9 protein-coding genes are annotated in these 12,453 nt (G+C 72.5%); all 9 read right to left on the bottom strand.

The genetic code is table 11. The features are described 5' to 3' along the window. Positions 1-6: 6 nt before the first annotated feature. From OOK41_RS28915 to nocL, 9 genes are read right to left on the bottom strand one after another with little or no spacing between them, the layout of a single operon-like run. Positions 7-1,017 carry a lantibiotic dehydratase C-terminal domain-containing protein gene (locus OOK41_RS28915; RefSeq protein ID WP_266267399.1) on the bottom strand — a complete coding sequence of 337 codons (1,011 nt, stop codon included), beginning with the start codon at positions 1,015-1,017 and terminating at the stop codon, positions 7-9. Beyond that, on the bottom strand, positions 1,007-3,619 hold the full coding sequence (locus OOK41_RS28910; protein WP_266267398.1) for a lantibiotic dehydratase: 2,613 nt from the start codon (positions 3,617-3,619) through the stop codon (positions 1,007-1,009). The genes OOK41_RS28915 and OOK41_RS28910 overlap by 11 nt, the downstream gene beginning before the upstream one ends. Next, complete coding sequence (locus OOK41_RS28905; protein ID WP_266267397.1) at positions 3,616-5,079, bottom strand: nitroreductase family protein; 1,464 nt, start codon at positions 5,077-5,079, stop codon at positions 3,616-3,618. Before OOK41_RS28905 ends, OOK41_RS28910 begins: the two co-directional genes overlap by 4 nt. Then, entirely contained in the window at positions 5,057-6,970 is a 1,914-nt protein-coding gene (locus tag OOK41_RS28900) for a TOMM precursor leader peptide-binding protein (protein ID WP_165878028.1), read from the bottom strand. The genes OOK41_RS28905 and OOK41_RS28900 overlap by 23 nt, the downstream gene beginning before the upstream one ends. Beyond that, positions 6,967-8,868, bottom strand: coding sequence for a hypothetical protein (locus OOK41_RS28895; RefSeq protein ID WP_266267396.1), 1,902 nt, complete (start codon positions 8,866-8,868; stop codon positions 6,967-6,969). Before OOK41_RS28895 ends, OOK41_RS28900 begins: the two co-directional genes overlap by 4 nt. 2 nt (positions 8,869-8,870) lie before the next feature. After that, the gene (locus OOK41_RS28890; protein WP_266267395.1) at positions 8,871-10,154 is read right to left on the bottom strand and encodes an AMP-binding protein; all 1,284 of its coding nucleotides are present in this window, start codon (positions 10,152-10,154) and stop codon (positions 8,871-8,873) included. Then, a complete protein-coding gene (locus OOK41_RS28885; RefSeq protein WP_117665670.1) occupies positions 10,124-10,318 on the bottom strand; it encodes a hypothetical protein in 195 nt (64 codons plus the stop codon). Before OOK41_RS28885 ends, OOK41_RS28890 begins: the two co-directional genes overlap by 31 nt. Next, positions 10,315-11,025, bottom strand: a complete 711-nt coding sequence (locus OOK41_RS28880) for an alpha/beta fold hydrolase (protein ID WP_266267394.1) — start codon at positions 11,023-11,025, stop codon at positions 10,315-10,317. Before OOK41_RS28880 ends, OOK41_RS28885 begins: the two co-directional genes overlap by 4 nt. Beyond that, complete coding sequence (gene nocL, locus OOK41_RS28875) at positions 11,022-12,278, bottom strand: 3-methyl-2-indolic acid synthase (RefSeq protein WP_266267393.1); 1,257 nt, start codon at positions 12,276-12,278, stop codon at positions 11,022-11,024. Before nocL ends, OOK41_RS28880 begins: the two co-directional genes overlap by 4 nt. Between the last annotated feature and the right edge of the window lie 175 nt (positions 12,279-12,453).

Below are 12,453 nucleotides of genomic sequence, written 5' to 3'. Positions count from 1 at the left end.
CTCCGGTTACGGTGCGGTCGTGGTCAGGGTGCCGAGACGGTGCGTCCGGTAGGCGCGGACGCGGTCGATCAGGTCGGGGTCCGGGGCCACGCCGGCGCACCCGCTGAGGACGTGGTGGCCGAGGAAACCCAGGAACGCCTCCCGCTCGGGGGTCAGGCCGAGCCGGTTGTTGTGGGTGTGCAGATAGCTGACCAGCAGCACCCGTCGGCGACGCGCGTCGTCCGCGTCCGCCCCGGCCAACGTCACCGCGGGCAGCACCGCCGGATCGGCGTGCTCCGCGGCGACAGCCGCCCGTACCGCGGTGCTGTAGCCGTCGGCCAGGGGAAGCGTGGCGAGCGTCCGTCGGGCCTGCTCGGTCACCGGGCCGTCGCAGTCCGCCAGCAGCGTCGGCCAGGTGTCCAGGAACTCGTCGAACACCCACGGTGACCACAGCAGGCAGTAGTCGCGGAAGAAGACCGCCACCTGGGGCGGGGAGAGCCCGGCCGCGCAGAGCCCGCGCAGCATCATCGTGAAGCCCAGACCCAGCCGACGAGCCGGCTGCGCGGCCAGCCGTGCCAGGGCGGTCAGCACGAGCCTGGAGCTGCGGTCGAAGAACTCCTCGGCGATGGCCACCCCGCCCGGGCCGCCGTACTTGTCGTACTCGGGGGCGTAGGTCGCCGCCCGGACGGTGTCCGGTGGGTACATCCGCCCGGGTGGCACGGCCTCCAGAGCGGCCATCGTGGGCTGCGCTTCCCGCATGAACTCGTCCTGGTCGAACTCGACGTCGTCCGGGTTCTCGCGCAGGTACCGCGTCGTCGCCTCGGCCAGCTGCGCTACGACGACGTCCGCAGCGGCCGGGTCGGTGCGGACCCGCACCCGGATGTGGTGTCCGCCCTCCCAGTAGCGCAGGAAGAACGATCGGCGCACCGCGCCCTCGGCCCGTAGCCGGGCCAGCACGGGTGCCAGCCCATCGACGAGGAACGCGTCCTGATGGCCGAAACGGTGCACGTGCAGACTGCGCCAGACGTCATCCGACATCGGTCACCGCCCGGTTGAACTCCACGAAGAACTCCTCGGCCGCAGCGGGCTCGTTCTGGCGCTCGGGTATCGGCAGGCACTCGTGGAACAGCACCGACCCACCCGTCATCGCCCGCGCCTGCTTGGCGAAGACGTGACACAGGAAGGGGTTGCGTACGTCCAGATAGTGCGGTTTGTGCAGCCGGGCGCTGCGCGCCTCCAGCGCCCACTGGCGGGTCTCGGCCAGCAGGTCCCGCTTGCCGGTGGGCACCACCGGCGGCGCCATCATCCGGAAGAACAGCTCCCGTGGTAGGCCGACGGAGCGGCGCCAGCTGTCGAAGGCGGTCAACCCGCTGACCTCGTAGCGCTCCAGCTCGGCCAGCGCGGGGAGCTGGTCGACGCGGAAGCGCCAGGACCGCCGATCCAGCACCAGGTCGCCGAGGACCAGGCGGGGACGGGGGCCGGTCTGCGGGCCGTCGGCGCGGTCCAGCTGGTCCCACAGGCCACCCCGGTAGGTGCGGGTGGGCGCGAACACGCACAGGAACCGGTACAACATCGGCGCCGCCGCAGGATAGAGGAAGTTCAGCGGCACCAGGTCGATGGGCTCGCCGTCGCGGCCGGAGACCAGCACGAGCCGGTGCCGATCCGGATCGGCCCGCACCGTGAGATCGGCGAGCGTCATCGCCGCCCGGCCGCCGGGCGCGGGCACCGAGCCCGGGTACACCAGCTCCAGCGGGCTCAGCCGGGGATGCAGGTTGAAATTCAGCCCCAGCACCAGCGTGAGGTCGGTCTGCCGAGGACCGGTGCGCGCGACGTGCCGACGCAGCGCCGTGGCGAGGTCCCAGCCGTCACCGTCCTCCGGCTCCAGCAGATCGCAGAACCGGGAGAAGAACACCCCGCGCCCGGTGGTCATGCCGTTGATCACCGCTCGGCTGCCCGCCTGGTCGAACTGCACCCGGTACGCCGCCGACCGCCACGGCTGCACCGACGCCGGGAGCCGGTCGGTGACGGCACGTAGGTCGCCGGGGTCCAGCGTGAGCTGCTCCGCCCCCCCGGCGGCGCCCAGACGCGCCCGTAGCAGGTCGAAGAACTCGCCACGCATCGCCCGGACGCCCTCGCTGGCCGGATCGTCCACGCCGCACATCACCGCGCTCGCCTCCGCCGGCGGCAGCTCGGCGAACTGCCGGTACAACTCCACGAGCGGCACCTCGGCGGTCGCGCCGAAGCGTCGGGTGAAGAAGCGGTACAGCCCCAGCTTCTCGATGGTGGCGTCGTCGAGTACCGGTACCAGCCGCTGCAACAGGTCGAAGGACTCGCGGTTCGCGGTCAGCAGCTCCGGCCGCCACGAGTTCGGCCGGGCGTTGGTGCCGACGTCCTCGTACATGGCCGCGCGCATCGCCTCCCGCGCCGGGGGCGGCCCGCCGCACACCTCGGCGAACCGGTGTACCAGCTTCCGCAACTCGGCGAGCAGACCGGTGCGCCGCCGGGCGCTGGCGAACCCGTAGGAGCGTTCGATGACGCTGAGCTGTTCGAAGATCTCCGCGCAGCTCGCCGCCGCCGGGGTGTCGACCTTCCGCAGCAGCGCCGCGGTCCGCCCGGCCAGGTCGGTGGTCTGGTCCGGTAGGCCGATACCCCGGTGGCACAGGCCGACCTTGACCAACTTGTCGATGGTCTCCCTGACCGCGGTGGGCGCCACCCCCGCCGCCACGAGCCGCTCGCAGAGCTGTCGTACCGTCAGGTCGCCCTCGCCGAGCGCGGTCATCAGGATGCGGACCAGGTCGGTGTGGCGGGCGACGACGACCCGGTCCGGATCGAACCCGTCGTCGGCGCCTTCGATGGGGCGGCGGACGAAGACCGCGCGACCGTCCCGCACCGCGAGCGAGTTGTTCAGTCGGATCCGCAGCAGGTCGTCGGCGCCGTCGATGCGGTGGAGTTGGTGCACCATCCACATGAGCAGGCCGACGCTGAGCCGGACCTGGGTGCGACGGGTTCCCGGCGCCCCCCGCCACTCCCACGGCCCGGCACCGATCTCGGTGAAGGCCCCGAACGGGGAGGGTTTGAGCGCCACCCGGTACGCGAAGCTCGTGATCGTGCTCTCGGCCCGCCGGGCCCGGCTCGGTTTGCGGCCCTGGTCGAACGGGTCCGCCGCGTACGCCATCACCTCGCGGTAGACGTCCTCGCCGGAGAGCTGCACCCCGCGCTGGAACTCCTCACCCTGGGCCACGGCCGCCAGCGCCCGACGCCCGGCGGTCAGCTCCGCGGACAGCACCTCCTGGACCCGCGCGGCCAGGGCGTCGGCCGCGTCGCGTTCCCGGCACCACTCGTCCAGCAGGTGCCGCACCGGCTCGGGCAGCAGGTCCCGCCGGTACGGCGAGCGGGCCACCCGGTCGTTGTGCACGGCGCGGCGGAGCGCCAACAGGTCGCGACGGTCCTCGGGCGACGCCTGCGGCACCAGGGCGTGCAGCGCGTCACCCAGCTTCTCCGCCAGAGGCCGCCGTCGCCGCGCCGCGCCGTCGACCTCGTCCAGCAACGCCCAGAACTGCCGGGGGACCAGGTCGTCCAGGACGGCCAAGCCGACCGTGCCGCGTCGGAAGAGCGCGTACGGACTGAATTCTCCGGTCATCGGGACCTCACCGTCACCTCCCACTCGGAGCCGGTGCGCACGACACCGACACAGATCTGCGCCTGCGCGCCGGAGCCCTGGCCGTCCAGGCCGTACGCGGCGTCGATGGCCGGCGCGTCGAAACCGAGGAACGGGTGGTTGCCCAGCCCGACCGCCGTCGCCGCCAGGACCACCGCCTCCATCGCCACGCCCACGGCCAGTTGCTGCGTGCGGTAGTGGCGGGCCGACCGACCCGCCTGCCGGGGCGAGCCGACGGTGTGCACGGTGAAGGCGGCGAGCTCGGCGTTGACCGAACTGCCGAAGAGCGCGCCCTGCAGGTACGGGCCGAGGTCGGGGTCCGGGCCGCGACCGACCGGGACGAGCCGGCCGTTGTGGTAGGAGTACCAGCCCGCCGGGACGCCCGGCACCCGGTGCACGGCCGTGCAGAAGGTGATCTCCGGCAGCGTCGGGCCACCGCGGCGGCGCAGGGTGGTGATCGCTGTGGCCGCCTGCCCGAGCACGGTGGCCAGCTGCGCCGGGCTGGCCGGCCGGCCCGTGAACTGTCGCCCCCCGGACCGCCGGCGGACGATCACGTCCTCGTCGGTGAGATCGACCGCGAGGGACGGGGGCAACTCCACCGTTCCCGCTCGGACGGCACCGGACGCCGCGACCGGTGCGGCGGGGGGCGCCCCGGCGGCCACCGCCCGAGCAGGGGCCGAGCGGGCGGACGCGTGCACCATGTCGAAGACCGGTGAGCGCTTGATCCGGCGTGACCGCTCCACCACGCGGGGCGGCGGGGCGGGTCGGCCGATCACGTCCGTACCGCCGGTCGCCACGGTGGGGCCGCAGCCGACGACGGCGTACACGCTCTCGTCGCGGCCGTTCACGCCCAGGCAGTCGTTCAACGCGTCGTCGGCGAAGTCGGTCCGCACCCACGCGGCGCCGAACTCGCTCCCGGCCAGGCGCAGCAGCCGCCCGAGCACGACCCCGGCATCGACCGCCCCCAGCCGGTAGGAGAAGTCGCCGTACTTGTAGAAGTTCTTCCAGAACCGGCTGGTCAGCAGGAGCACGACGGCCGGAAGCGGCGCGTCCGCGGCCAGGCACAGGCCCTCCCGGAGGCGCCGGGTCGGGCTGTCGCCGGGCAGCGCCAGCAGTTCCAATCGGTACGGGTCGACGTGGCAGAGCCGATCGCTCCCGGTGAGCACGACGTACGCCTCGGTGGGATGCATCGCGCCCCCCGAGGGAACGGCCCGCCGCAGCGTCTTGGTCGGCCCGCGGACCGCGGTCACCGCCACCGTGCCCCGCAGCACCCGGGCCAGCGCACCGGTCGCCGGTGCCCGCTCACCGCCCTGGTGCACCTTCACCGGCCAGGGGCCGTCGCTGAAGTCCGCCCGCCAGCCGGGCGGGTTCGCCGACTGCGGATCCTCGCGGAGCAGTCGCAGGTGCTCGGCGATCCGATCAGGGGAAGGGGTGCGGGACACTGCCCACCTCCTCACCGGGGAGTAGCTGGCTGTCGTACGGGACCCCGGTTCCGTCCGTGAGCCGCGGCAGCCCCTCGGTACGCCGGTTGACGTGCCCGAACGTCATCGGCACCAGGCCGGGCACGATGACCCGGACGCAGTGGAGCCCGTTGCGGGTCAGCTCCGGCATGCTCTGGTCGACGACCAGTACGTCGAGGCCGGCGGCGAGCAGATCGCCGACCGCCCGGCGCAGATCGGCGCGGATGTCCAGGTCGTGCTCGACGACCGTCCCCGGGATCTCGGCCAGCGGGACGGTCGGACGCCGCCCGTCGAGGAGGAAGGCGTAGCGGTCGCGGGCCTCCGGCAGGGCGCCGACCAGTGAGTGATCCTCCATTCGCCGGATGAGGGTCGGATCGTCGAGCATCCGCAGCCCGTCGGCTCGGCGGCGCGGATAGCTGTGCCGGGTGGCCAGGATGCTGCCGATCAGCTCGTGCAGTCCGCCGAGGACCGCCTGCCCCGGGTCGGGGTGCGCACCGGACCCGGCGAAGACCGCCGGAGCGTCGACCGTCCGCTCCCGCCCGGGCCCGCCCTCCGCGACGAGCCAGAACGTCGGCAGGTGGTACTCCATGGTGGACTGGAAACACCGGAAGTCGAATCCGGTGAACAGGCGTGCCTTCCGTAGCAGGGTGCCGAGCTCGCCGTCGGCGGGCAGCTCCACCTCCGGCAGGGCCAGGCGTCGGTACCAGGTGAGCAGGAACGAGTCCCGCTCGGCCACCTCGCGCAGGCCGTGCAGGATCGCCTCTTCCACCGAGTTGCCGAGGGCACATCCGTTCGAGGTGTCGTAGCAGAACGACACCTCGTCGTCGTGCCGGGGGCCCCAGAACGCGGCCCGTTCGGGGATCAGCACCCGCTCGCCGTCGCGGAACGAGTATCCCCACACCCAGTCGACGACGGTCTCGGGGTCGAAGGCCCGGTAACGGAAGCCGTCCATGGCGTACGAACTGGTCGGGTGCGTACCCAGCCGGGGCGGGTACAGGGCCCGGTCGGCGATGTCGGCGTAGGCGGCCCGGACCGGCGCTCGCCGACCGCCCCGGTGCATGCCGGCGTAGCGCTCCAGGCCCTCCAGGACCGCGATCGTGCGGCTGTCGGCGTAGCTGCGCGCCCGACCGATGGCCGGCTCCCGCCGGCCCCACCGGGTGGAGAGCTCCACCGAGCAGGCGCCGTAGGGGTTCTGTAGGTCCTGCTTGAGCTCCTTGAACAGGCCCAACCCGGGGAACAGATAGTCGGTGGTGACGGTCCTGCCGTCCAACTGTGCGGTGCGCAGCGTCGCCGGGGCCAGCTTCTGCAGGGCGACGTCCACGGCGGTGAACGTCGGCACGGTATCGGCCCCCGGCCGGCCGCAGCCGACGCAGGTGGAGTCCGGCAGCAGGACCTGCGGCTCAGCCGTACCGGCTTCCGCGTCCACCACCAGGACCGAGCCGGGTGGCACCAGGGCCTCGGCGAGGGACGCCTGCGTGTACCGCTCCACCATGGCCAGCGCGGCCGGACGGAGGGTCCACACGTCGACGTTGCGGGGCGAGGAGTCCGATGCCGCATCGCCGTTGAAGTCGGGACCGAACGGCGTGTTCGCGACCCGGGTGACCAGGCAGCGGAAGCACCCCGCCCGGCCGGGCGCCCACACTGGGCCGATGTACACCAGGCCCCGCCACGTGCCGACGAAGAGCAGCGAGCGTCCGAGCCCGACGCACTCCACCATGGTGTCGTGGTAGGCGTCCACCTCGGTGAGCTCGGCGACCAGGACGCTGACACCTCCGGGGTTGCTCCCGGCGGGCCGTACCAGCCGCGCGGCGAGCTGCCTCGCCAGGAAGCCCACCCCGACCACGTCCACCGTCGACGTGAGCGCCGCCGTCACGGAAGCTCCCCCGGCGTGGCGACCACGTACGCCTCGCCGTCGAGGAAGCCGAGCAGGTGACCGAGGTCCCGGTCGGGGTCCCGTCGGGTCTGCCCACCGAGCCGGGCGAGGGCGTCGGACCAGGTCCGAACCGGCGGCGCCAGGTGCGCGAGCACGTACCGGTCGGCGGTTGTCCCGGGCTCGTCGGCCAGACCGTCCGCGACGGCGCGGAGCAGGGCGTTGTCGCGGGCGTGCGCGGTGTCCACGCCGAAGCCGGCGACGGTACCACCGCAGGTGTTCAGCAGGACGCGGACGAACCCGGTGGGCATCGTCTGCGCACTGTCGAGCCGCCACTCCCGGCCGCCGGCGGCGAGCTCGTCGACGAGGAACGCGCCGATCGGGCTCGTCACCGCGTCCGTGGCGGAACCGGTCCCCGAACCGGCGGGCGCCGGGGCGTCGACTGCTACGGCGGCGGAGGCTGCCAGGCGGGCCCGGTAGCCGGCCTCCGTGCGGGACCAGCCGGCGCCGACGAACCAGTCGGGTGGGAGCACCCCGGCAGCGACGGCCAGCCGCCGGGCCAGGTGCTCCAGCGTCGCCAGGACCACCTGGTTGCGGGCCTCCCGCGGCGACACCGCGCGGCAGGCGACTCTGGTGGTCAGCTGGGCCGCGGCGGTGCTGTCGGGCTCGGCGACCCGGCAGATGCTCATCGCCAGCGGAAGCTGGTCGGCGTTGCCCTCGGCCAGGTGGTGGATCGGCCCGACGAGGTGGTCGGTCCAGCCCGAGGTCACGGTGACGATGCGGTCCGCGACAGCGACCAGGGCCGCGCTGTCCTCGGGCGCGGGGATGTCCGGACGGACCAGGTCGTCCTCGTGGCTCGGCGTCGCCGGTGAGGATCCGCGCGGAGTCGGCGGCGGGCTCGACTCGTGCAGGGGGCAGCTCGGGTGGCGGCGTGGCTTGTGGGTGCGCACGATCGGAGCGATCGGTTCCACGGTGGCGATGCGCCCGAAGCCGGCGCGCGGCACACCGGCCAGGGTGGTGAAGGCGTGCTGGGCCAGGTGCAGAGCCGCGATCGCGGCGGGAGCCGCCGCCAGCGGCAGCGGCTGGCCGGTGACCGCGACGGCGCGGGCCGCCAGCCATCGGTGGAGGCAACCCCAGCAGCTGTCGGGCCCGCCCGGCAGGGCCACGGTGAAGTCAGCGCATCGACCGAGGACCCCCAGCCCGCGACCGGAGTCGCGGAGCCGGCGCTGGGCCGCGCCCACGCGGGCCACCGCGTCCGGGTCGTCGCCGAGTGTCTCGTCGGCGATCAGCACCATCGGGGCGTCCAGTTGGCCCGCCCGGTCGACCAGATCCGTCGGGTGGATCTCGTCGACGTGGTGGACCTCGTAGCGCAGCTGGCTGTCCCGCCGGACGGCTGCGGCGAGTACCTCGGTCACCTGCTCGTCGGCCGCCTTCGTGGTCAGGACGTGGAGGCGGGCCAGTCCGAAGTCGGTCAGCGCGCCGAGCAGCGCGGCCAGCGCGACACCACCGCCGGCGACCAGCAGGGGCGCCGACCGGGCCCGGTGGAACCGCGTGACGGGCCGGTCGGCGTGCAGATCGAGGAAGTCGAGCTGGGCCGGGTAGAGCTGTCGCAGCCAGTCCGGCACCGGCTCAGCCGGGTGCCGTGCCTCGGCGACGAAGCCGTTGCGGGCCAGCGTGGCGACGAGCTCCAGTACCGAGCGCCGGGCCATCTCGGGTAGCCCCGACACCAGGTCGTCGAGGGTGCGCTCGCCGTCCAGGTTGCCGAAGACGGCGGCGACCAGTTGGTACGCGCCGGCGCCCCGGATCGTGAACGACCCGGCGTTGTTGCTGAGCCGTACGCCGTCGGCACGCCGGACGTAGAACGCGTCCGGCCGGACCGTGAACCGTCTGGTGTCGGGCATGGTCATCGCAGCTTTCCGTTGGCGTTGTAGACAGCACCGGCAGCCCGCTCGGAGACGACGTCGACGACCCCAGGCCGTTCGTTCTCCGCCAGGTCCTGGCAGTGCTCGCGGACGGCGGCCGGGTCGACCTCGCCGACGATCCGGGCGACGAGGCGCTCCAACCCGGAGTCGGTGCGCTCGACGAGGACCCGCGCGTCCGCCACGCCGGGCAGGAGCAGCAGGTGCCGTTCGATCGCCCGGGGGTAGACGAGGACGCCGCGCAGCTTCTCGCCGCCGTCCACCCGGCCCTCCAGGCACAGGTTCCCGGCCGCGTCGAATCGCCCGTAGTCGGTGCTGGCGATCTGGTCACCCGTCGGGCGGGGCGGCTCGCCGGGTGACCACAGGTGGCGACAGCAGTCCACCCCGGAGACCGCGACCCGACCGACACCCCGGGCGTCCGGGTTCTGGATCCACACGGCCTTGCCCGGGATCGGCGTTCCGACGTGCTGGTTGTGGCCCGGGTCGGGGTCCACGGCGATGGCCCCGGTCTCGGCGGTGCCGTACAGGTTGGCGAGTGACGCGCCTCGGAACCGGTCCCGGATCAGGTCGACCCGGGTCTTGGTGACGTGCCCACCGCCGAGGAACAGGGCGACGTGGCCCATCTCCAGCGGCGTCGGGGTGCCGACGCAGGCGGCGGCGGCGACTGCCGGGACGCTGAGTACGAACGTGTCTCCGCGCGCCTGCGCCACCGCCGACCAGTCGTGTGGCGGGAAGACCACCAGATCCCGTTGGAGGAACAGGCTGGGCAGCACGGTCATGAAGAACGCGGCCGAGAACTGCAGCGGCAGGCAGGTGGCGAGTGTCGCTGGGGTGCGCCCGGAGAACGTCGGTTGCAGCATCGCCCGTTCGTAGTGCAGGGCGACCAGTTCCCAGGCGTCCGCGTGGCCGATGGCGAGCTTCGCCAGGCCGGTGCTGCCGGAGGTGGCCACCCCCCACAGGGGCCGGTCGGTGGTGCTGACGAGGGGCGCGTCGATCTCGTGCAGACCCGGCATGAGTTCGCGGCGGCCACCGGCGACGGCGTCGACGGTGGCCCACAGCAACGTGGTGTCCGGCACGCTGGCCACCGCGAACAGCGCGGCGAGGGAGGCCAGCCCGGAGGCCGGGTCGACCACGTACGCGCCGCCGGGGCGTACCTGGTCACAGCGGGAGGCGGACAGCTCGGCCCAGGTGGCGTACTGCCCGCCCCAGCGAACTCCGGTAGTGGTCGCCGGCGTGGTCAGAAAGCGCTGGAATGCTGGCCGACCCATGCCACCCACCCTTCGATCGTCCGGGGCCCGTCCTCAGCGGGCGCGCCGTAGCCCTGGTTGGTGAGGTACGCCCGCACGACCACCGCCTCCAGCGAGTCGAGCGGGCGGTGCGGGTCTTCCTCCTGGACCAGGTGGCAAAGCTGCGCCCGCAGGTCACTGCTCACCGTGCTGTCTCCTTTCGCCAGAAGGCCTCGACGGCCTCGTTGAACTGTTCCGGCGCGTCGTGGCTGGCGATGTGTCCCGCGCCGTCGAGGACGCACCCCCGCACGCGGGGGCCGTACCGGCGCGCGTCGGTTGCGGCGACCCGCTCGACCGACTTGAGCGTGCCGTTGATCAGCAGCGTGTCGACGTCGAGCGCGGCCAGGTCCTGCGGTCGTACCAGTGCCGTCGTCTCGAACGCACGCTCGACGTGCTGGGTGAAGGCGGCCAGGGTGGCGCGCCATCGCGCGCCGTGCAGCCGGTCGTACTCCGCCATCAGGGCGGCGTCCGCGTCGACGAGCGTGCCGAAGCCGGCCAGCAGGGTGAGGAAGACGTCGCGGTCCATTCCCGGCGCGAAGCCGGTGAGGACCAGCGATCGCACCAGGTCGGGCCGGGCGGCGGCGGTGCGGGTGGCGAGCGGACCACCCAGGTAGGAGGCGGCGACGAGCCGTCCGGGCCCGAAACGTTCAACGAGCGCGAGCACGTAGTGCAGCGCGGTGTCGAGGTAGTCGGGCCCGGCGTCGAGGCGGCAGCGGCCGTGCCCGGGCAGGTCGATGGGGACGACCTGGTACCGGCCGCTCCAGGCGCGGATCTGGCCGCTGAAGTGTCCGTACGCGGTACCCAGCAGCCCGTGCAGCAGGTACACGGGCTGCTGGTCGTTCTGCCCGCTCAACCCATCGCGACGGTCGCCACGCCGGCGGGGTCGACGAAGTGGTCGACCTGTAGTCCGCTGGCTTCCAGCCGGCTCAGGATGTGACGGGGCCGGCGCAGGTCGGCAACGAGGAACTGGGAGGTGTTCGCGTCGTTCTGCGCCTGCGTGTCCGGCCGGTAGGGGGCCACGTCGGGGCTGCCGGGGCTGAACACGCCGGCGAGGCCGACCGCCCGGTCCTGGAACTCCTGCGGTTCCCGGGTGGTGAGTACGAGCCGCTGCTCGGGGCAGGTGAACGCGACCGCCGCCATCATCCGCAGGTAGTCGTCGTCGTTAATGCGGGTGGTGTCACGGGAGGCGTTGGCCGGGCGCATCCGCGGCAGCGACAGATCCACGATCGCCCCGCGGTCGCGCAGGTGAGCGCCGTGGGCGACCAGGTCGACGAGTTCCGCGGAGACGTCGTCGTGCAGGCCCACGAGGACGCCCGGGTTGACATACCGGAATCCGGCATCGAGCCACCGGTCGAACGAGACGACGCGGCGGTCGAAGTCGGCCTTGGGCACCTCCAGCGGCGTCTTACCCATGAAGCGCCGGTAGGTCTCCCGGTCGTAGGACTCCTGGAACACGCACATGGTCACCGGCTCGGTGGGCCGGATCCACTCGGCGAGGACGTCGATCTCGTCCGGCTCCATGCTGCCGATGTTGAAGTAGATCCGTTCGAAGCCCATGTCCAGGGCGGCACGCATGGCCCAGCCGATGCGGAAAGCCGTGCTCAACCTCGTGTACTTGTCCTGGTACTCGCCCGTCAGGAAGCCGACGCCCCGGATGCCCTCGTGGGTGAAGAGGATGTTGAGCTGCTCAAGGAGCTCGTTCCGGCCGGAGAACTTGCGTTCCATGCGGCTGTTGCCCTTGCGCATCGAGCACATCTTGCACTCGGAGTCGCAGTGGTTGGTGGTGTAGAGCGGCACGAACGTGTGCAGGCGTGGCTGCCGGACCGCGCAGCGCGCCTCGGCCGCGGCGATCAGCTCCGCCGTCGAGATGGTCCTGTCCTGCCACAGCGCGAGCGCGACTGCGGGTCGACTGGCAGTCGGCTCCTGGCCGACGGGCAGTGTCAGGACCGCCCTCGTATCGACCGTTTCGGCCTCCTTCTGAACCATTGCGAAGTCCGGCTTGACGAAATCTGTCGAATTGGTGACGGCCTCTTCCCCCACGGCATTCCCTTCCAGCAGTTGGGCGATTGAATCGCCGTTAACACTTGCTGTCAGGAGTGCGATCACGGTCGCACCCCCGTCGTGCCTGCGGCGACGTTAGCGCACTTCAATCGATGTAGATAGGAGTCCTTGACAGCCGAAAATTGCGGTGCTAGAAGCCGTCGGCGCATCTGTGGTCGCCCCCGCCGAGCTGGAGGAATGCACCTTGTCCGTGGCGTCCCTACAGTGCGGCAGTTTCGTC

Source organism: Micromonospora sp. NBC_01655, from assembly GCF_026339755.1.
Lineage (GTDB): Bacteria > Actinomycetota > Actinomycetes > Mycobacteriales > Micromonosporaceae > Micromonospora.
This window is presented reverse-complemented; position numbering and strand designations above follow the sequence as displayed.

Coding starts and splice junctions, on each gene's coding strand:
- OOK41_RS28915 (WP_266267399.1), bottom strand. CDS start 1,017: ATGTCGGATGACGTCTGGCGCAGTCTGCACGTGCACCGTTTCGGCCAT.
- OOK41_RS28910 (WP_266267398.1), bottom strand. CDS start 3,619: ATGACCGGAGAATTCAGTCCGTACGCGCTCTTCCGACGCGGCACGGTC.
- OOK41_RS28895 (WP_266267396.1), bottom strand. CDS start 8,868: ATGCCCGACACCAGACGGTTCACGGTCCGGCCGGACGCGTTCTACGTC.
- OOK41_RS28890 (WP_266267395.1), bottom strand. CDS start 10,154: ATGGGTCGGCCAGCATTCCAGCGCTTTCTGACCACGCCGGCGACCACT.